This is a genomic window from Lactobacillus kalixensis DSM 16043 (assembly GCF_001434335.1).
In the GTDB taxonomy this organism is placed as follows: Bacteria; Bacillota; Bacilli; order Lactobacillales; family Lactobacillaceae; genus Lactobacillus; species Lactobacillus kalixensis.
Genome location: NZ_AZFM01000018.1, coordinates 17,328 through 39,257, shown reverse-complemented (window position 1 = coordinate 39,257; position 21,930 = coordinate 17,328). Strand labels below are relative to the sequence as shown.

Genomic DNA, 21,930 nt, shown 5'->3' with positions numbered 1-21,930 from the left:
GAATTAAGGTTAGACTAATGGTTTATAACCTACCGCAAAAATATTGACACTTACCACTTCCCCTGTAGCGGCATATTTTTAAACTGGTAACATACTATGTGAAGAGACTTAAGGACTAAGATTTATCATTTTAAAATTGACTACTTTGAAATGATAAATTGCAATAACAGAAATTGACTACTTCTGTTAAAGAGCAATTGAGTTTAATGTATTTTCAATTAGGGGATTAGGAAAATGAGAAAGAGTTTACGTTTAGTTTCAATGATTAGTGCTTCTGCTGCATTAGCACTTGGCGGTGTTGCAACTGTTAATGAAGTTGCCAATATTTCAATTACTGAAGTTGCTTCAGCAGCTACAACAAGCATTACGCTTCCAAAATCATCAGGCTATACAAAAGCAAATATCTTGAAAGCCAACAATGGTAAATTAAGTAGCAAAGCAAAAAAGGCTTTGGTGCGTGGTTCCATGATTGGAATGAAAACAAATAATTTTAGTGATAATGATTCTTCAGATGATAGAGTTGTTACTGTTACCAACTTAAGCGAATCTGACAAAGATGAAATTAGTAAATATGCTTTAAGCGTTATTAATTCTGCGCGTGCTCAAATGGGTAAAAGACCATGGACTTACAGCAAATCAGCACTTAAGTTTGCTGATCAAGTTGCCATCAACTATAACAAAGATGGAGCTTCTTGCTGGGATTCAGATCACGATGTTGCAGGCATTAAGCGTGCAGCTAAGGCTTGTGGCTTAAACTACACAGCTGGTCAAGTTTACGAAGATGAAGCTGGCTTACCTATTACCTCAGAATGGAGTTCTAACAAGCGTTCTATGAAGGTATTAAAGGAACAAATTTACTTTAATATTAAACAAATGTTGTTTGGCGGTTTCTCAGGTAATGATTATAATGATGCATCAAGATACTTTGAATGGGAACACGCTGGTGACCTTTTAGGTCTTCGCTCATACCGCAAAGGCTTTGATGCTCCTACTAAATACTTCGCTGTAAGTTTTAGTAGCTTAGATAACAGAAGAATTTCAGTACATATGATTGGTGTTGCTCCACGTTACATCTTGAACTACAAGAAATTCAATCACTAAAATTTATTAAAGTTTCCTAATCTAAACTCAAGTATGATTTAGTCCCATACTTGAGTTTTTTATTTGCAAAAAAGTATGTTTAATTTGAATCTCTAGATAATGGGACTACAATTAAAAGTGGACTTACTGAGCTACTTAAATTTTTCTTCAATTAGAATTATTGAAAGCCAAAATCCTTCTAACGATGAATTTAAACCAACAATATTTAATCCATTTTGAACAACTGCTACCAGTAAGTCTGCTTTGATATATTAAAACTCAGCCTCGAGTTTACAATAAAAAATCCGTTGAGAACTTGTATCTCAACGGATTTTTTATTTATTTTAAGTAAGCATACTTATAGCTCCATTGCGTACCAGCGGTGTTATGAATTAACCCGTGTACTCTTGCCTTTTGTAAAAATGCAGTAGTTTGTTGGTAAAGTGGCGTGATTGCTTGTTCTGAATTTACAATTCTGGCTGCTTTAACTAAATCATTCCAACGCTTATTAACATCATTTGCATCTTGATTAGATGCACGGTTAACTAATGCATTATACTCTGCATTATTCCATTTACCATAGTTATAAGAGGTGTTCTTCATAGGAATTTGCATGAAAGTCATTGGATCATTAAAATCTCCACCCCAGTGAGATAACAGAATGTCAAAATCACCATTTTGAGCACGACTATTTTCTGATTTTCCAGGAATATTATCAATATTTATCTTAATTCCCTTCAATTCCTTAGTCCATTGTGATTGGAGGTATTGGCTCAATTGATCACTATCTGAATCATCATTTGATGCTAAGACATTAAATGTTAATGACTTTTGACCAATTTCCTTTAAACCAGTCTTCCAATACTTCTTAGCTAACGCTAAATTGTAGACAGTAGTGTTTTTAACAGCTTGTTGTTTAGCAAAATCTTCACCAGTCTTAGAATCATTTGCTAATTCACTTGCTACAAATCCAGTTGGTTTAGTAGAACCATTACCTAATACCTTCTTAGTTAAGACATCACGATCGATTGATAATGATAAAGCTAAACGGATATTTCGATTTCTCAAGGCTTTACGATTAATTGAATTCTTATCATTGAAGTTATACATTATGTAACGAACTAATGAATAAGGATAAGTTGTAAAGTCCTTGTTGCTTTTCAAGTTTTTTACTTGTTCACTTGAAAGTGGGGTCAAATCGAGTTTTCCTTGTTGGTACATTTGATAGCCAGTATTTGTAGACTTAACAACTTGATAGTTAATTTTGTTTAATTTAACCACCTTTTTGTCCCAGTAATTATTATTCTTTACAAATGACCAGGTATCACCAGTGCCGTTCCAGTTCTTAATCTTAAATGGACCTGAATAAACTTGATATTCAGACTTAGTTGCATATTTTTTACCATATTTCTTAACTACTCGTTCATTTTGTGGTCCAAATAATGGATAAGCCATCAAAACTTTGAAGTAAGCAATTGGACGATCTAATTTAACAACTACAGTACTTTTATCAGGTGCACTAATTCCAAGTTTATTTGGACTCATCTTTCCAGCTGCAATTTCATCAGCATTTTTCACACCACTAAACAAGTATGAATATGGTGAAGCAGTCTTTGGATTTAAACTACGACGCCATGAGTAAACAAAATCTTCTGCGGTAATAGGGTCACCGTTGGACCACTTGGCATTTCTCAGCTTAAAAGTCCATGTTTTACAATCTTTTGAAACTTGACCGGATTTAGCTAAACCGGCAGCAGGCTTACCGTTTTTACCCAAACGATAAAAACTTTCAAAAACGTTACCCGTTTGGCCGTAACCAGTTGATTTACTAATATCAATTGTATCAAGTGCTGCAGTAGCACTTAAATTAAGTGTCTTATTGTCACTACTTGAACTACTGGAAGGTCCAGAGTTGTTGCCGCAAGCAGCAAGTACCAAAGCAGCAGAAACAGTAATTATACTTGCAGCAATTGTTTTGAATTTCATATTTTTCTCCTCTTTCTTTTCAAAACAAAAAACGAACCATAGCCTAACAGGCTACAGCTCGCTTCAGAAATTATTCTAATATCGGTATGTTACTAGAAATAATACTTAAATTGAGACTCGTGGCACGTTAGGCACAACAAATAGGATGCAACGAGTGCAACAACATTCAGTATTTTGAATTCTATTTGTGAACTTCAACATAGCCACAGGCTCCCTTCCTTATTAATTACAAGTTAAATCATAACTGTTCACTTACATAATGTCAACAAAAACTTCTATTTTTTTGTAAGTACTAATTAAAAAAAGTTATTATTGAGACTATTTAGTTAAACTAATCTCCCGGTCAAAAATCTGGCGAACTTTATCGGTTAAATTATGTGCAATAAAGACAACCGTGGCATCAGTTTTCACCAGTTCTTGTAAAATTTTGGACGTTGCCACTTGGTCAATTGCACTAGTTCCTTCATCAATCAAAATTAACTTACTTTGATGAACTTTGCTTCTGGCAAGAACAATCTTTTGTTTCTGCCCTCCTGAAACATTTAGAGGATTAAGGCAAATTTTTGTATCAAGACCATCAGAAAATTTCGCAATATCTTTTCCAAGTTGCACTTTTTGAACAGCATCATCAACATATTTTTGAAGGTTATCATTAAACATTGTAATATTTTCAACAATAGTTGTTGGGAAAAGTGTAGGAATTTGCGCTAAATATCCAATTTCTGATAGATCAGGGTTAACTATTTTTCCATTTGCATCAAAATATTTAATACTGCCATCTGAAGCTTTTTCTTCACCTAAGATCAGCTTAAATAAAGTACTCTTACCAGCTCCACTATCGCCAGTCAACAGCACTTTTTCGCCAGCATTCACGCGGATATTAGGGAAAGATAATTCTTCACCATTCTTAAAATTAATCACTAAGTCTTCTGTAGTAAACCCAGCAGCAGTTTCTAAATCGGAATTCTCTTTGTTTTCGATCACTACTCGTTCTTGCAAAAGGTTATCTCGTAATTCTTTAGTTGCTCGCATTCTACCACCATAGTTGGCAATTCCCTGCAACGAAGCAAATAAAGCTGAACTAAAGTTACCAATACTTGCGATTAATCCAAACTCTGCCATATTATTAGTAACTAAAAATCCGGTTAATAATAAAATTAATATATCCCCTCCCGAGTATACTAACTGATTCAGATAATCTAGTTTCTGATCGACCTTTTCTTTGTCTACTTTTGCATCTTCTAAGGCTTTTGCCTTTTTGGCTAAGACTTCAAACAGCTTTTGTCCTGCCAAGTAACGATAAAGCTCTGACAATCCAATTAACCAATCGCTCAATGATTTTAAATATCTTTTATTGGTGTTAGAAACTCTGCTTGTAGCTTTTTGCAATTGCTTATCTATTAATTTAGGTAAATAAACTTGCATAATTGCTAAGATTAAGCATGCTATTAATAAACTCCATTGAAATGTAAGGAGTGTTAATGCGACGCTGCATACACTAACTATCATTCCAGCTATATAACGAAAAGAGTTTAAGTAATCATTGTGAAGCAAATTTAAATCGTTAGTTAAACGATTTTGTACGCTAGCTACATGATATTTCTTTCCATCTAAGAAATAATGATCTGTTAATTCTTGTCTGATTAAATGTAAATAACTTTGAATATGCTTTTGCCATATAATCCCAGCAATATTATCACTAACGTAAACTAAGATATAACAACCTAGCTGTAAAGCTGTAAAAAAGGCAAACATTCGCAGATTATGATTACGAATAGCGTTAAACTGTAAAGTTAAAAAATACGCAAATACTATCTCAACTACTGCACCAATAATTTGTAATAAAAGTGCTAGGCAGAAACGCCATGGATTAAATGTAAATACTTCTTTTAGGTTCATTATTTCGTCTCCAAGTAAATTTCACGATCGAATAAGTCTTTTTGTTCTTTGTTCAAATTATGAGCAATCATTAATATAGTTTGCTTACCCTGTGTCAAATTACGCAGAATCTTTGTTGTAGCATTGCGATCGATTGCACTTGTTGCTTCATCCAAAAACAAAATTGGTTTATTGTGAACCAATGCCCGCATTAAAACAACCTTTTGTCTTTGACCACCTGAAAGAATATTCTTTTTAACATTTATCTTAGTAGATAATCCATTTTTTAGATTTTTCACATCTTTTGAGAAAGCGTTAGGGTTAACGGCTATTTTAGCTTTATCATCAAGTCTTGAATCAAACATAGTGATATTGTCTAAAATGCTACCGTTAAACATGATTAGTTCTTGCTCTAAATACCCCAACCGCTTTAGATTTGGATGAATAATTTTTCCACTTTTATTTTTATAAACTACTTCACCACTATTGGGTTTTATTTGTCCAAGTAGAACTTTTAATAGAGTCGACTTACCTGTGCCGCTATCACCAGTCAAAAGGATCTTTTCACCACGTTTTATTACTAAATCGGGATAAGAAATTTTTTTGCTGCAATTGTATTGTACTGTTAAGCCAGTAGCAATAATTTCATCGATATCATCAATTGAGTCATAGTGTTTTTCTTTTTTTACCTTTTGCAAATCTGATAATCGATTTCTTAAAGTTTGAGTTGATTTAAGTTGAGCATAGTTTGAAACGCAGTTTCTTACGCAATAAAAAATTCCATTTGCAAAATATCCTGCAGTTAAAATCGCTCCTAAATTAACTTGATGATTGAAAAATAAAATTCCTGCAATGGCGGGAACCCCTACTTTACCTAGAATTTCGAAAATTGCAGACACGAGAGCTACATAAGTCAAAACCTTTTCACGTTGAAACTCACTTTTTTCTAACTTACTGCTCGATTCTCCGATTTCCTTTTTCAATATGTTTTTGTTCTTGTATCTTCTCAATTCTTCAAGTCCATTGAACCAATTTTCGATAACGTTTAAAAAATGAGCATTCTTATTAGAGACTTCTTGGGTGGCTTTATTAGTATATTTTTCTAAAAATCTAGGTACGATAATCGCAAAGAATGCTACTAACAAACTATATACAACCAAAATCCAGTGAAATGTGAACAAAGTCCCAATTGTTAAAATTGTATAGATCAAATCACACGTAAAGTTGAAAAAGAGACCATAGTAATTTGATTCAATTAACTGTAAATCATTTCCGAGATGGTTTTCAATTTCAGAAACTTTAGCAGGTGTTTGATAGTAATGATGTAAGATATTTTGCCGAACTTGATGAAATAAATGTTGTGTTTGTTTAGTGTTTTGTACACTAGCAAAGTTATAACTAGCATTACAGACTTGCCCGACAATGAATTGCAATGCTAGAAGTTCAATAAATAACGTGAACTTTCCTTTTGCAATAGCGTTTAACTGTGGACTTGTCAGATAAGTATAGATTGTAGTTCCAGCTTGAGTCAGTGTAATCAGGAATAATACACAGAAGGCACGCATATAGTTGGTTTTTAAATAGTCTTTTAAATTCATTTAAATTCCTCATTTGTTTTTTTACGATAACATTCCATTTTGTTTTAAATTTCAGATTGATTTATCGAAAAAAAACACTGTTCATTCATATTCGAATAACAGTGCAACAAATAAAGGTAGACTTTCCATAAGAAATCACCATAGATTCGTTTACTGTTAATACCGATTACGAAAAAATTGCGTACACTAAATAAGCGTAATTTTTTATCTTTTTTTCAATAAATCAAGTATTAAAGATTCAATAAACGAATCATCATTTGGCAAATTCCTCACGTTTCTATAATTTAACTAAAAATATATCATATTTTTCTAATTTAGAAAAGCGGATTTTGTAATAATGAAAAATTAAAAGAATTTGAAAAAATATGTTGACCTCTCCTCTATTTTTGGGTATATTATTTTCAACAAGAAAAAGTAAACACTACGAATAGAAAAGTAGAATTAGTTCAGCTAAAAAGCGAGCCTGAGATAGTGAAAGCAGGTATAGCATGGAATTAATTTGAAAGTAGTCTATGAGTGGCTAAGGCGACAGATAATGAAGTTTTAGCAGGGAGTGCCCGTTATAGCACCAGCGTATCTGAAATAATCACGTACGCGTAAGGCATTATTAGTGATAATAATGTAAACAAAAGGTGGTAACACGCTCATAAAGCGTCCTTTAAGCAAATAGCTTAAGGGGCGTTTTTTCGTAGTAAGGAATCAATAAGAGAGGTATAAATCTATGAATGAATCTAAACTTACATTTCGTAAAACAATAATTATCGCTTCCCTAATTTTTGGAATGCTCTTTGGTGCAGGAAACTTAATCTTCCCTGTGCACCTAGGACAATTAGCTGGGAAAAATTGGTTGTTAGCGAGTAGTGGGTTCTTAATTTCCGGAGTTTTAATTCCATTAATGTCACTATTGGCAATTAGTATTACTAGATCAAACGGTATTTATGATTTGGCTAAACCGATTGGTAAAAGATATGCATTAATCTTCTTGATTTTGATTCATGCAACGTTAGGACCATTGTTTGCGACACCAAGAACTGCAACAGTTCCTTTTACTATTGGTTTTGCTAATCATATCCCAAGTCATTTACAAGGAATTGGATTATTAATTTTTTCTGCTGTTTTCTTTGGCATCGTTTACTTTTTATCTGCTACAGAAGCTAAAATTACTAACTTAATTGGTAAAATACTTAACCCTGTTTTCTTAATTATGTTGTTCGTGATTTTCCTTTTGGCATTCATTAATCCGATAGGTTCATCCAATACTGCAGTTACTGCAGCCTATGTTCATAACTCTTTTACAAATGGTTTCTTGGAAGGCTACAACACAATGGATTGTTTGGCCGCACTTGCCTTTGGAATCACAGTTATTACTGCAATTAAGGGACTAGGAATTAAAAAGTCAAAAGAAGTTTCAATTGCAACTGCCAAGAGTGGTTTTATTGGAATTCTAGGTGTAGCTTTAATATATATTTGCCTTATCTGGCTCGGAGCAACTAGTTTGAATAGTTTCAAGCTTTCTTCAAATGGTGGTACGGCTTTAGCTCAAATTGCTCACTACTACTTAGGAACAATTGGTGATGCACTTCTTGCTACTTTAACTACTGTAACTTGTTTGACTACAGCCATGGGGCTAGTTGTTGCCTTTGCTCAAGACTTCCATCGTGAATTTCCAAAGATTTCTTATAAGAAGTTCTTAGCATTTAACTGTTTCTTATCATTCATTATTGCTAACCTTGGTTTAGATCAAATCATTGCATGGTCTACCCCTGTTTTAATGCTTTTATACCCTCTAGCAATCAGTTTGGTAATCTTAGGTATCCTTTCACCACTATTTAAAAATGATCCGATCGTTTACAAAGTTACTACTGCTTTAACTTTGATCCCTGCTCTCTTTGATATGATTAACTCAACTCCAGATATGCTTAAGAATACGCAATTCATGCAAGCAATTGTTAGCTTTGCTGAAAAGTATATCCCGTTGTTTAATCTTGGATTTGGTTGGTTAATGTTTAGTATTTTAGGGCTAGTTATTGGTTTAATTATTCATTTCGTTAGGTCAGAAAAATCTTTAAAAACAATTGAAGATTAAAAAAACTCGATAGTTCTTTTTCTAGGACTATCGAGTTTTTTTGAAATTTTTACTTTAAGCTGTTGAGCATTTTAAATGCAGTTTCAGTATCATGTGCTTTCAATTGGTAAACGTTGTTGCCATCTTGCCATGCAATAGTGGTATTGAGTGAACCAACACTATCACCAACAATTACGCGAACACTACCCTTGTCAGAAGTCTTAGGTAATGAATATTGCTTGCTCAATTGAAGAACAGACTTACCACGATCAGTTGGATCCTTCTTCAATTGGCTACTTGCTTGGATTACAAATGAATAATTATTTGCATTCCATTGTAAGTATCTTTGACCAGCTGCTCCTTGAATAGTAGCAGTGGTATTTGAATCCAACTTAGTAGTTGGTAAACCAGATTGTTCAGGAGTGTAGTTGATTGTGTCTTCTACTTCGGAAGAGGAAGCATTCTTAATTTCTGTTAAAATAGCAAATGGCTTTTCGTTCTTAACACTGTCAGCGTTAAAGTCAGCTGAAGAATCACCAACACTGTAATATACAACATTTGTGTTTCCGTTCTTAGTATAGCGAACGTTAAGCTTATCTGAGCCTTGACCTAAGCCATCGGTAGTTGGTAAAAGCATTCCTGGCAAAGCTTCACGAAGCTTTGCAGTCATCTTGGCCATTCTATTTTCTTCAGGAGCTTGTGATGATGGCTTACTTGAAGAAGATGCACTACTATTATTTGATTTGTTAGTTTGATTAGTCTTTGCTGATGAGTTTGAATTCTTCTTTGAAACTTGAGAACTTTGACTTGTACTTGAAGAACTGCTTTGGCTTCCGTTTGATGAGCAAGCAGATAATGATAAAGCCATCAAAACTGCTGCAGCGGTAATACCGAATTTCTTGTTCATTAGTGTAAACTCTCTTTCTAAAACTTATACTTTCGTATATAAATATTGTATCAGATCTGTCAAAGGTTGATCTTTAAGAATTATTTACGGAAACGTTAAATTCGAATATTAGTTAAGCGGGTCATGATACATCATAATATGTTTACGATCAGCTTCAATAAAAACAGCACCTTTTGTTTCAAAATCGAATTTTTTATACATTTCTGCAACATACAATTGTGCGTGGATAAAAATCTTAGTATTAGGAAATTCTGCCTTGATGCCGCCCATAATTTTGAAGATTAATTCATTACCTAATCCTTTTTTGCGAAAATTTGGGGCAACAACGATCCTACCAAAGGTTACCATGCCATCTTCAGGAAAGTAACGTCCATATGCAGCCAATTCACCGTTTTCAGTCGCGAAAACGTGATGAGCAATTAAGTCATTATTATCGGGATCTGGGTATGAACTTTCTTGTTCAGCATTAAAAACCTCTGCTCTTAATTTGTAGATCTGAAATAATTCCTTAGTGGATAATTCAGAAAAAATCTTGTCATTCCAATCCATGATTACCTCACTATTTTAAAATTCGACGAGCAGCATCTTTAAAAATGAAGTACAAAATAGGTGTACAAATTGCTGTCGTACATGAGTTAACAACAGTTGCTGGTAGACTCAAAAAAGCAGCAATATAAGCAACTTTTAGACTAGTCCCCACCATCAAGGCTTCTACAATTGAAACACAGTAGGTGGTCAAGATTTTTGTTAAACCAGCAATGATTGCGATGATAATAATATTTCTTTTGGTGTCTTGATATTTAAAAGCTCTAAAAACTAGAGTAATTACGCTAGCTACAACTACGACTTCTAACATTGTCAACCAAGAAGTAGCAGCATAACCGTTTAGAATATCGAAACCACCCAGGCCAATAATCCCAGCTATCATTCCATTTCGATATCCAAGTAAAAGAATGGCTACGGCAGTTAAAGTGTTACCAAAATGAATGAATGGGCGCCCTACCATTGCTGGAATAGGGATGCGTAATACCCAAATTCCGATATAAATAATTGCTGCAAATAAACCAGTTAAAACTAGTGCTTGTAATGAATTTTGTTTTGTTCTCATTTTATTCACTATCCTTTCTCAATCTTTCAATTAACCAAGGTAACGCTGCTGCATAGTTTGGACCAAATCTTTGATCTTGATCAGGTTTGGTATTTTTTATGGCTATTGTAATAAATTTGGCTGCGACTTCAGCGGCGTTTTTCAAATCTGCTTTGGTTAGATAACTAGCTAAAAAGACGCTGGCAAAGATATCGCCCGTTCCAAAGAATGATCGACCAATTTTCTTTTGTGACAAAGTCCAGGTATTTTCACCATCATAACCAATCATACCAATTTCATCATTTAAAGGAATACCCGTAATGACAATTTTCTTATTTGACATTTTTTCTTTTAAATTTTCCATTACTTCTTGTGCAAAAGGTAATGATTCTGAAATTTGATTAAGTGGAATATCCAACAACATACAGGCTTCTGTTAAATTTGGTGTTAAAATGGTCGCATATTTGGCTAATTTCTGCATATTTTTGGCATAATCTGAATTCATGCCAGAATAAAACTTACCATGATCTCCCATAACTGGATCAAGTAAGATAATTTGATTTTCTTGATAAATTTTTTTGATATTTTTTAGCCAAGCATTTAAGGCGTTTGCACCCAAATAACCTAAATATATAGTATCAAAGTCTAACGGAACTTCTTGCAAGTGATCAATAATTTTAGAAATTTCATCAGATAAATCTAAAAAAGTATTCCTACCAAAGCCCCCAGTGTGTGTAGATAACATAGCTGTTGGTAGAATTGAGGGACTATAGCCACATGCTCCTAAAATTGGCAATGCAACGCTCATAGAAACTTGGCCCGCACAGGATAAATCTTGACTGATTAGCAAATTCATATTCATTTTTTCTCCAAGTAAATATAAAGAAACAGGCTTCTAGTAAAAACCAGGAGCCTATATTTTTATTGATGATTCTTCTTCAAATAATCGTACAAAATACCATCACGTAAACCATGGTTAGAAAAGATAACTTCACCAATTTGTAAATTTCGCAAGACTAAACTAATCGGAATTAAACCACCAATGATGACATCCGCACGGTTTTTAGCTAAACCAGGTACTTGCATTCTTTCTTCTTTATTCATTGAAATCAAATCAGAAATCAAATTAAAGACATAATTAGTAGATAAATGCATACCATGAATGTCTGGTAGATCATCGATTGAAGTGTGCTTTTCCCGGCGATGAATTTTTGCAATGGTTCGATTACTGCCACCTAAAGCAATTAATGGTAAATTGTGCACTTGTCCCAGCCATTGGACGGTAGAAATTTTTCTACCAGCTGCATTCATTGCATGATACAAGTTGCTAGCAGTTATTGCATCACCTAAATCATAATTCTGTGATAAAAGTACTGATCCGACAGGAATGCTGACGCGAGCTTTACATTCACTATTCTGAATCCAAACCAGTTCAGTTGAAGCACCACCAGTATCCATTAAAATTCCGTTTCTAACAGGCAAAGTGTTGACTACGCCTAAATAATCGAGATATGCTTCAGTTTCTCCTGAGATTACTCTAAGTTCTAAGTCAATTTCTTTCTTGACCAGGTCAAGGAATTCTTGCTGATTCTTGGCTTGGCGGACTGCTGCAGTTGCTACAGCACGGATTTCGATATTATCGAATTGGTCATATTCTTGCTTAAAATCCTTTAAAGCTTGAATTGTTCGTTCAATTGGTTCTGTTTTTAACGTTTTTTCAGGACCCATATTTTCTGACAATCGAACGTATTCTTTGTGATAAGAAACGATTTCAAAGCTACCATATTCGTCAATTTGACAAATTTTCATTCGGACTGAATTAGAGCCTAAGTCAATAATTACTAGGTTTTTCATAGCAGCACACTCCTTTGATCTTTTATATTATATTAACGGTCTATTCTTCCCCGCGCAAATATTTTTCAAAAAGATCGTAATCTTTATGCACTTGCTGGCTATATAGTTTTGTCCAAGTAGTTATATTTTTTGAAAACTTCTTGGTGTTGTCCAAATAACCATAAATCATTGGTGCAGTTGGGCTTTGATAATGAGCTACTGCCAAAATGTAGCAGCAAAGTTCAGAATATGCACAGAAGTTAGTTAGATCAAGTTTTGTAACATCAATTGCATCCTTCATATCACGAAATTGTCTAACATAATAACTGCGATCATTGGTTCTAGTATATCCTAAGAATGGATCATAGAATGTTTGTAAGATTCGTTGACCAGTAATTACACGTTGTCCTTCTTCGAAGCCCTGTTTCTTAGCTTCTTCAATAGATAAATTAAGGAGATCGTACTTAGCAGGCATAGCTTCTTTGATTTGTAAAACTAAGTGGCTATTGTCTTTACCCGTTAATAAAACCAAGTAACAGCGAGTGCCAAAACTTCCCACACCAACGCTGTAACGAATAATATCACTGACTTTAAAATTACTCAGTACAGCTTGAATATCTGGTGAGACATTTTGCCGATATTGATCAAAAGCTTCAAGTAAATCCTTGTAAGTTTTTTCAGAAATTCGTCGAGCACGTGGTGGATTTTCTTTAAAAACAAGCTTGCCATTTTCTTCAGTTGTAAATTTTTGAACAACTTTATCGGAGTTATGTTTTGGCGCACGGTTTGCAATTTTATTTAAAAGCGTAGTCATTTGCTCATCGTTTTGTGCTTGCTTCAATAGATCGGTAATATTATATGACAAATAGTAACGATCAAGAATCTTCAAATCGTTGCTATATTTAATACCTTTTTCGTATTTTTTGGCAGATCTAATAAGAACAGCATCAATTTCTTTTTGACTATAGCCATTGATTTCACCGGATAATTGGATACTGACCATTAAACGTTTTAAATCACTTTCCCAATTCCCTATTCTAGTTTCGTCAAAATCATTTAGGCCAAACAAGAGTTGTCTTTCAGGTGAAGCAAAAAAGCCAAAATTGTTCAGGTGAGCATCGCCACAAATCATAACAGGAATTTGGCTTTGATTACCTTGTCGTAAGTCAGTTTCCATTACTTCTGCAGTTCCACGCAAAAATGAGAACGCGTTGGACATCATTCTTTGATGACGCATAGCCATTAATTCAGGAATCATTGTACTTTCTTGCTTTTTAATCATTTGAACAAGATCACGTCGGACGCCTTTAAATTCACAGAGTTTTTCAATTGGAATGAGCTTTGCTCTTTCCCGTCCTTTTTCAATCAGTTCATCTTTGCTGGCTTTTATGCGAAGTTTTTGAATACTAAACTTTTTGAGAACAAAATCATTACTCATCTTGGCTCTGGCCTTCTTTTAGTGTAATTTCCTCATCTTCGCGGCGCATTACTTCAAAAGTATCTGCTCTTGCTGCTTTTTCTTGTTCCTTTTCTTGTTCCTTTTCTTCTTTAAGCAGTTGGTTCTTTTCTTCAGCTTGTTTAATGAAAAATTCTTGTGAGTTAACTGCTTCTTTTCCACGACGATCAATCATTGAGTATTCGTCACCATGCAAAATTCTTGCTTTAATATTGTCTTCCCACATTTTAGCGTAGATGTCTTTTGCTCTTTGCTTAAGGTCTGGTTGCAAAACTGGAAAAAGCGTTTCAACACGACGGTTCAAATTGCGTTTCATCATATCGGCACTTGAAAGATAAATTTCATCGTTACCGTCATTATAGAAATAATAAATTCGACTGTGCTCTAAAAGTCGACCAACGATCGAGTGAACTTCGATATTGTCACTAACGCCAGGAATATCAGTCTTTAAGCAACAAATTCCTCTGATAATCAAATGAATTTTAACCCCTGCATTTGAAGCCTCATATAGTTTTTCAATGATTTGTGGATCTGATAGAGAATTCATCTTCATGTGAATTTCAGCCTTACGCCCAGCTTTAGCAATTGCAATTTCATTATCGATTTTTTGATTAATAAATTCGCGAATATGTTTTGGAGAAATGCGCAATTCTCTGAAGTAAGGAGGTTTAGAGTAACCAGATAGCATATTAAACAAGTTAGTTGCATCAACACCTAGCTCGCGGTGGCTAGTAAATAATCCCATATCAGTGTAAAAATGTGCAGTAACATCGTTATAGTTACCTGTTCCAAGGTGTAAGTAACGGCGGATTCCGTCTTCATCGCGTCGAATTACTAATGTGATTTTTGTGTGCGTCTTCAAACCTTTTAATCCATAGATTACGTGGCAACCCATTTGTTCAAGAGTCCGTGCCCAATGGACATTATTTTGTTCGTCGAAACGTGCCTTAACTTCAACAAGTACTGTCACTTGTTTACCAGCTTGTGCAGCTTCGCCCAAATATTTAATGATTGGTGAATTACCGGAAACACGGTACAAAGTCATTTTAATAGCTAAAACCTTGTCATCAGATGCGGCTTTTTTAACAAAGTTCAAGACAGCATCGAAGGAATCGTATGGGTGTTGAACAAGGTAATCTTGCTTTCTGATATTGGCAAAAATATCACTCGACATTCTTAAATCAGGATCAATGTAAGCCTTAAATGGCTTGTAATGAAGATTTTTATGATTAGTGATTGCACCAGGCAATTTCTTTAAGAAAGTTAAGTCAATTGGACCACATATTTCATAGATTGCAGAATCATCTACTTTTAATTTCTTAAACAATCTTTTTCTGATTTCACAGCCCATTGATTTTTCTATTTCAAGGCGAACAACTTTTCCGTGTTCACGATCTTTTAACTGGCGCTGGACACTTCTTAAGAAATCAGACGTATCACGTTCGGCTACATCAAGATCCATATCACGAGTAATTCTAAAGCAGGCAGCTTCATTAACTTCATATCCGTCGAATAATTTGCCAATGTATTCTTTGATAATGCACTCAAGCAAAATAAAGCTGTTATCTTCTTCAGGCAGTTTAACTAAGCGCTTGAAAATATTAGGTACACGAACTGTCGCATATTCATGTTCGCCAGATTCTTTGTCTTTCAATCTAACAGCGATATTCAAAGAGTCATTTGCAATAAATGGAAATGGACGGTTTGTATCATCAGCCATTGGAGTTAAAACAGGATAGAGTTCATCGTTAAAGTAACGGCGAATAAACTCATGCTGACGATCAGTTAATTCAGAAACATCTTTAATAAAAATATTCTGCTTTTCAAGAAGCGGCAAAAGTGAACGTTGATAAGTTGAGTAACGTTTCTCGACAGTTAAATGTTCCTTCTTGTTAATAGCATCAAGCTGCTGCTTTGCGGTCATGCCTGATGAATCGGTTGTTTTGATTTTAGCAGCAACCAATTTATGAAGGGAAGCAACTCTAACCATGAAGAATTCATCAACGTTGCTTTGAGTAATACCTAAGAAGTTCAATCGTTCAAGTAGTGGATTATCTTTGTTTCTAGCTTCTTCTAAAACTCGATCATTAAAGTCCATCCAACTCAATTCACGGTTGGTAAAATAATTCGGATTTCTAAAATCTTTAAGTTCGTCCTGTTCAATTTTATTCATCGTCTGTTCATACCCTCTTGTTTCAGACTTACTTTAATACCAAAAACATCTTCGAATAATTGTGCGCGTTTATTAAAGGACCAACGCTCTAAGGTAATATCAGCGTTAGTTTTCGCGCGAATGATTAATTGATTGTCTTTCTTTAATGAAATAACAATCTTTTTGATTTTTTGCTTATGAGAAGCATCTAATGCAGTTGCAATTCTGAGAATTGCTGATAATTTAACCACTTCAAGTTGAATTTGTGGATCCAATTGACGATAGTGGTATCCGCCAATGTCTGGTTGACTTGGATTTTCATCAGTAGTTTGATAACGACAAATTTCACTAACAATTTCGTTATCACGATCTGATAGACCAATTAATTTATTAGCATCTACAATTTCAGCAGATTGCTCGTATCGGCAAACTTGGTTAACAAAACTACCGATATCAGCAACCGTTGCAGCTAAGCTCAACAATAGACGGTCTTTTTCCGGTAAAAGATGGACATTACGTAATCGATCAAAAATATGAACAGCAAATTTTTGGATAGTTGATGCATGATCAGGATCTACTAAATAGCGAGCTGCCATATTTTGCGCATAAGTCATAATGATTTCATTGCCGTATTTATTTTTTTGAATCCTTTTACGATCGGCTTCTTCCATCAAAAGACCAGTAATAACTGACATATCTGTGATAAAAATCTTATTTGGATTTAGTAAATCAATAAAGCGTTTGATTACGATTAGATTCGGTAAAGTATGCTCCGCTACAGCAGGCTCTAGTTGATAGGTATGCTGTAGAATACTACTTGGCATTTCAATAGTTTGTTCGTAAAAATTTTCAAAAGTATCTCTAGATATTTCGTCAGCAGTATCATTTTCTGCTAAGAAATGGTTGCTCATCACATCAGTGTGTTGAATGATTACCGCACAATTTGAATTAGTTTGCAATTGCCGAGCTAAATGATCAATTTTGCTACGGATATAATCATTGATTACATCAATTGGATTTGATGGGCTATCAGTAGTAATTTGGTTGATTTGTTGAATTTCACGTGGGCCAAGAGGTAAACTCCAAGCCGAAACAAACTTATCGTTCTCAAACAATGAAAGATTGATCATGGCTGAACCCAAACTTAGTAAATACGTTGGCTTCACACCTATTTCAGAATCTTGTACTGAGTGCAAACTTTTAATTCCGCTGAGTACTTTTGTATGAATGATTTGACTACTGCTAAGCCATTCAATCTCCAAGCCGGTTCTAAACTTGATCTGATCAGCAATATAGCTTGATGACAATGAATCGATTAGTTGAGAATTTCCGTAAAATTTGAAGTCTTTAACTCGATAATCCTTGAGTGCTTCTTTAAAGCCAATAATCGCGGTACAGATTTTTGCCATATCTTGTTCAAAAACTTCGCTTTTGTTATCAGCTTGAATGAATGATGGAGAGTCAATTTTTTCAATAATTGAAAAGTCCTTAAGATCAACAATATTAAGTTGAATCTTGTAAGAAGACATATAAATTAAGCCAAATAATTTCTTTTTCATTTTAGATCTAACTTTTCCTATTGTTTAAACTCCTTGCGAGCAGAATCAATGACCTTCATGACATCTTCACTGTGCTTAAGACTGTCTTTGACAGCATCCATGTCATGCTGTTTGATAATTTTTTCAAAAGCAACAAATTCATCGTACATTCTATGTGGATGGTCATTAACGTCGAAATGATTTAACTTTTTATATTTTTGGTAAATGTCAAATGATGGTAAAGAGTTGATTGCACCATTAATCACGATCGTTTCTTCATCACCTTCAATAATAGAAGTGATGGGAGCGCCAGCATCTTTAGCAGCAATTGAGGATACTTTGAAATCGCCATAATCTAAGAGCAGAATTCCAGAAGTATCTACCCCGCGCTGAATGTTTGCTAAATACTTTACATACTTAGGCAATCCAAACAATTCTACTAGTAAGTGAATATTATAAACATTCAAATCCAGCAGAGCGCCGCCACCCTTTTCGGGATCAAAAACAGGTTCGATAATTCCTTTTTTAAAGTTGTCATAGCGATGCGAATACTGAGAATAATTCATGGTAATAATCCGAATATTACCAAGTTCAGGCAACTTTTCTTTAATTAGTTTGAAGTTGGGTAAATAGATGTTGGTAATAGCTTCAATTAATACTAGATTTTTTTCTAGCGCTATCTTCTTTAGTTCTTCAAATTCTGCTAAATTTAGCGTAAACGGCTTTTCACAAATAACATTTTTTCCAGCAAGTAAAGCTTTTTTTGTAAATTCATAATGTAAAAAATTGGGAACTGCAACATAGACGGTATCCGCTTTAGATTCAGCTAAAGCTAAGTCGTAATCAATATAAGTGTGTTTTATTCCGTATTTAGTTGCTAATTCTTGTCCAACTTTCTCACTTCGAGCAGTTGTTACAATTGCTTCGAGTTCGGTATCTTTTAAATCTTTAGCAATTGTAAGCCAATCGTGAACGATAAAGCCCGATCCAGCAATTAAAAGTTTCATTTTTTCTCCTTTAAAATCATGATTTATATGTTTTTTTAAAAGCTAACTTTGAAAGTGTTTTACTATTCTATTATATGCTTTTATCTCGAGTTAATGTATTGATATTAGTATAATAAGAAAAATCTTTAACAAAAATAAAACGACAGAAACAAACTGTCTATCTGTTTCTATCGTTATCAATTCTTGTTATTAAATGTTCAAATTTAATTCATATGCCAAACGATCTGGATCAAGCGGGTCATCAATAATTCTAATAATTCCACGATGCTCATAACCGTTATCTAGCGCTAATTTTTGCATCGGTCTATTTAACTTGTAAGTGTCAACCCTAAAGTTATGAATCCCCTTCATTACCATTAAACTGATAATGTTTGAGTAAAAGATTTTAGCTAATCCCTGCCCCTGAAAAGCTGAACTAATGCAGATGCGGTGAACAGTCGCATATTTGTCTTTAGTGTTTTTCCAAGCACCATCGATCTCTTGATAATTTGGATCATCACCAATAACGATAGCTGCGTATGCTGCGACCTGCTCTCCTACTACAAATACATAACCGTTTCCCTTTTTTATATCTTCTGTAATCGTATCTATATTTGGATACCCACTTTGCCATTGCGGGCTACCCGCCTCTTTTAAAAATTGTTTGGCTTCGTCAATAATTTTTATAATCGCGTCAATGTCCTTTTCTTGGGCAAGTCTAGTGTACTTAATCATTGGTTCAACTGCACCTCTTCTTGAAATAGTTATATTTTATCTCAAAAAAGCGCAAACTCGTAAAAAAGTTTGTGCTTTTTGCTACTTGATTTTAATAGCTAAAGCTTCATAAGGCTTCAAGCTAATTTCTTTTTCTAATTTACCATTTCCATGATCATAGTTACCAAGCAATAATTCGTAGTCTTTACCTTGGTATTCTTCAGGCAAGATTGCAGAATGTTCTTTTTCGTAGAAGTTAGTGAAAATTAATAATTTTTCATTACTGTCATCTAAATGGCGTTCATATGCAAAGATTTGAGGATCGTCTTTTAAGAACATCTTGATGTGACCGTCAGAGATCAACTTTTCATTCTTACGTATCTTAATTAATTTTTGGTAATAGTTAAAGATTTCACCGTGGTCAAGTTCATCTTTTACGTTAATGCGTTCTTGATCAGTTGGCATAAGCCATGGGTTAACCTTACTAAAGCCAGCATATTCACTGCTATCCCAATGCATTGGTGTACGAGAATTATCGCGAGACTTATCTTTGATAATTTCGAAAGCTTCTTTTTCACTCATGCCCTTTTCAAGTAATTCTTTGTAGGCATTCTTGCTTTCAATATCAACATAGTCATCAATTGTATGGTAATCAGGATCGATCATACCTAATTCTTCACCCATGTAGATATATGGAGTCCCTCTCATGAAGTGAGTTGCAGTAGCTAACATTTCTGCAGACTTTTCATGAAATTCGCCGGTATTACCGAAACGAGTTAATGCCCAAGGCTGATCGTGGTTATCCCAGAACAATGCATTCCAGCCGCCACCTTGATCCATCTTTTCTTGCCATTCAGTGAATAATTGCTTAAGCTTCATGAAATCAAATGGCATCTTGGACCACTTTTCACCGTTTTTGTAGTCAACTTTTAAGTGGTGGAAAGTAAAGACCATTGATAATTCGTGTTCATTTGGATTTGAGTATTCGATTGAATTAGGGATGGTGGTTGAAGACATTTCACCAACAGTAACACTGTCAGGATCTTGACCGAAACTTTCTTTGTTCATTTCCTTTAAATATTGATGAACAATTGGTGTGTCAGTATACAAGCTCTTTTCTTCAACTGGATCAGTAGAATCTACTAAGTTTTCGGACTTCCCAGTTACATTAATAACATCGAATCTAAAACCTTGGACGCCTTTTGAACGCCAGAAGTTGATAACTTTGAAAAGTTCTTTTCTTACTTCTGGGTTGTGCCAATCAAGATCAGCTTGAGTTGGATCATAGAGATGTAAGTAGTAGTAATCAGTGTCGCCAAATTTTGCCCAAGCTGAACCACCGAATTTACTTTGCCAATTGGTTGGTAAACTGCCATCAGCTTTTGCCTTTCTCAAATAGAAAAATTTGCGGTATTTTTCGTCCCCTGCTAAAGCTTTTTTGAACCATTCATTTTCTGTTGAGCAGTGATTAAGCACCATATCGAGCATGACACCGATGTTATTTTCTTTTAGCTTGGCAACCAATTCTTCAAAATCAGCCATTGTGCCAAATCTTGGATCGATCTTATAGTAATCAGCGATATCATAACCATTATCATTCTGAGGTGAAACAAAGAATGGATTGAACCAGATCATATCGATGTTTAATTTCTTAAGATAATCGATCTTTTTAATAATGCCTGGAATATCACCGACGCCATCACCATTTGAATCATAAAAAGACTTGGGATAAATTTGGTAAATTACTTTTTTGCCTAAATCTGACATTAGAATTCCTCCATTTATAATTTGATTTTTCTTCTTCGAGCAAAGTCGACGAATCTAAATTTCTTCGGATTATGAAAAGATAAAGTTAGTTGGAATAAAGATGTATCGTTTAAAAAATTGCGACTAGCTACTAAGACAGCAGTTGAATTAGAGAGTTGTAGGATATCTTGTAATTCATGATTAATCTTTTCAACTGTAATGGTTTTTGTTGCATATGAGATATCTAAATTGAGTTTTTTTTCAAAATATTCATAAATAGAATGTTCTGCAGCTTCTCTAGGAAGTGTATCAATAGGTGGATTAAATAAATAATCGCAATCTAATACTTCTGGCTCACCATTAATTAAACGCAATCTTCGCAGATAAAAGCCCGCTTGCTTGTCTTGTTCTGGAAAATTATCTTTAAAAATTTGAGGCAAGTCATCGCATTTTTCTAACTTAAGTAGTTTTGTTTGTGCCTTCATTCCTAATGATTTATTTAGTTCAGAAAAACTAGTTATCCCAGAAATAGGAAAAGAATACTTTTCAAGATTTAAAACTAGCGAACCTTTCCCCTTTATTTTCTGAATCAGTCCTAATGAATTGAGTTGATCCAAGGCTTTTCTGATAGTTTCTCGAGAAGTCCCATATAAAGTGGTTAATTGGTTCTCACTTGGTAAAAATTCGTGCGATTTAAATTGTCCATGCTTAATTTTAGAAGCAATATCTTGAGCGATTAAATCAGTTTTTGATTCTGCCATATTAGTTATTCCTTTCTAAGTCAATCTAAATATATCACTGGTGTAAATACAAGTAAAAATATTTTTAATCTCCCATTAGATTAGCAATGTAAACTTTTTCAAAATAATTATATTAAACTTGTATATACAAGTTTAATATAATT

Annotated in this window: 17 protein-coding genes and 1 other annotated feature; of the genes, 2 read left to right on the top strand and 15 right to left on the bottom strand. The window is 34.2% G+C overall.

Annotated elements, in window-relative coordinates; translation table 11 throughout:
* Positions 1-234: 234 nt before the first annotated feature.
* Positions 235-1,101, top strand: a complete 867-nt coding sequence (locus FC46_RS06315; RefSeq protein WP_057798933.1) for an SEC10/PgrA surface exclusion domain-containing protein — start codon at positions 235-237, stop codon at positions 1,099-1,101.
* A 318-nt stretch (positions 1,102-1,419) separates the two neighbouring features.
* Here the strand turns inward: FC46_RS06315 and FC46_RS06310 are convergent, their stop codons facing one another.
* From FC46_RS06310 to FC46_RS06300, 3 genes are all read right to left on the bottom strand, one after another.
* Positions 1,420-3,066, bottom strand: coding sequence for a peptide ABC transporter substrate-binding protein (locus FC46_RS06310; RefSeq protein WP_057798931.1), 1,647 nt, complete (start codon positions 3,064-3,066; stop codon positions 1,420-1,422).
* A gap of 318 nt (positions 3,067-3,384) precedes the next feature.
* Positions 3,385-4,965 (bottom strand): ATP-binding cassette domain-containing protein, encoded by a 1,581-nt coding sequence (locus FC46_RS06305; RefSeq protein WP_057798929.1) that lies wholly within the window; start codon positions 4,963-4,965, stop codon positions 3,385-3,387.
* Positions 4,965-6,542 (bottom strand): ATP-binding cassette domain-containing protein, encoded by a 1,578-nt coding sequence (locus tag FC46_RS06300; RefSeq protein WP_057798927.1) that lies wholly within the window; start codon positions 6,540-6,542, stop codon positions 4,965-4,967. Before FC46_RS06300 ends, FC46_RS06305 begins: the two co-directional genes overlap by 1 nt.
* Positions 6,543-6,956: 414 nt before the next feature.
* Positions 6,957-7,204, top strand: a binding site (T-box leader).
* Positions 7,205-7,263: 59 nt separating this feature from the next.
* Here FC46_RS06300 and brnQ point away from each other — a divergent pair.
* Complete coding sequence (brnQ, locus tag FC46_RS06295) at positions 7,264-8,628, top strand: branched-chain amino acid transport system II carrier protein (protein ID WP_057798925.1); 1,365 nt, start codon at positions 7,264-7,266, stop codon at positions 8,626-8,628.
* Positions 8,629-8,677: 49 nt separating this feature from the next.
* Here brnQ and FC46_RS06290 read toward each other — a convergent pair whose 3' ends face one another.
* The 12 genes from FC46_RS06290 to treR all read right to left on the bottom strand — a co-directional run bounded on the left by FC46_RS06290 (position 8,678) and on the right by treR (position 21,787).
* Positions 8,678-9,514, bottom strand: coding sequence for a hypothetical protein (locus FC46_RS06290; RefSeq protein WP_057798923.1), 837 nt, complete (start codon positions 9,512-9,514; stop codon positions 8,678-8,680).
* 108 nt (positions 9,515-9,622) lie between these two features.
* Complete coding sequence (locus FC46_RS06285) at positions 9,623-10,063, bottom strand: GNAT family N-acetyltransferase (protein ID WP_057798921.1); 441 nt, start codon at positions 10,061-10,063, stop codon at positions 9,623-9,625.
* A 10-nt stretch (positions 10,064-10,073) separates the two neighbouring features.
* Positions 10,074-10,622 carry an ECF transporter S component gene (locus FC46_RS06280; protein WP_057798919.1) on the bottom strand — a complete coding sequence of 183 codons (549 nt, stop codon included), beginning with the start codon at positions 10,620-10,622 and terminating at the stop codon, positions 10,074-10,076.
* Position 10,623: 1 nt separating this feature from the next.
* Entirely contained in the window at positions 10,624-11,463 is an 840-nt protein-coding gene (locus FC46_RS06275; protein WP_057798917.1) for a pyridoxamine kinase, read from the bottom strand.
* A gap of 59 nt (positions 11,464-11,522) precedes the next feature.
* Positions 11,523-12,455, bottom strand: a complete 933-nt coding sequence (locus tag FC46_RS06270; RefSeq protein WP_057798915.1) for a Ppx/GppA family phosphatase — start codon at positions 12,453-12,455, stop codon at positions 11,523-11,525.
* A 40-nt stretch (positions 12,456-12,495) separates the two neighbouring features.
* Entirely contained in the window at positions 12,496-13,872 is a 1,377-nt protein-coding gene (locus tag FC46_RS06265; protein WP_057798912.1) for a DUF2252 domain-containing protein, read from the bottom strand.
* Positions 13,865-16,063, bottom strand: a complete 2,199-nt coding sequence (locus FC46_RS06260; RefSeq protein WP_057798910.1) for an RNA degradosome polyphosphate kinase — start codon at positions 16,061-16,063, stop codon at positions 13,865-13,867. Before FC46_RS06260 ends, FC46_RS06265 begins: the two co-directional genes overlap by 8 nt.
* Positions 16,060-17,601, bottom strand: coding sequence for an exopolyphosphatase (locus FC46_RS06255; protein WP_057798908.1), 1,542 nt, complete (start codon positions 17,599-17,601; stop codon positions 16,060-16,062). Before FC46_RS06255 ends, FC46_RS06260 begins: the two co-directional genes overlap by 4 nt.
* A 17-nt stretch (positions 17,602-17,618) precedes the next feature.
* On the bottom strand, positions 17,619-18,587 hold the full coding sequence (locus FC46_RS06250; protein WP_057798906.1) for a Gfo/Idh/MocA family protein: 969 nt from the start codon (positions 18,585-18,587) through the stop codon (positions 17,619-17,621).
* Between the two features lie 189 nt (positions 18,588-18,776).
* Positions 18,777-19,301 (bottom strand): GNAT family N-acetyltransferase, encoded by a 525-nt coding sequence (locus FC46_RS06245; RefSeq protein WP_057798903.1) that lies wholly within the window; start codon positions 19,299-19,301, stop codon positions 18,777-18,779.
* 81 nt (positions 19,302-19,382) lie between these two features.
* Positions 19,383-21,047, bottom strand: a complete 1,665-nt coding sequence (gene treC, locus FC46_RS06240; RefSeq protein ID WP_057798901.1) for an alpha,alpha-phosphotrehalase — start codon at positions 21,045-21,047, stop codon at positions 19,383-19,385.
* A 14-nt stretch (positions 21,048-21,061) separates the two neighbouring features.
* Entirely contained in the window at positions 21,062-21,787 is a 726-nt protein-coding gene (treR, locus tag FC46_RS06235) for a trehalose operon repressor (RefSeq protein ID WP_057798899.1), read from the bottom strand.
* Between the last annotated feature and the right edge of the window lie 143 nt (positions 21,788-21,930).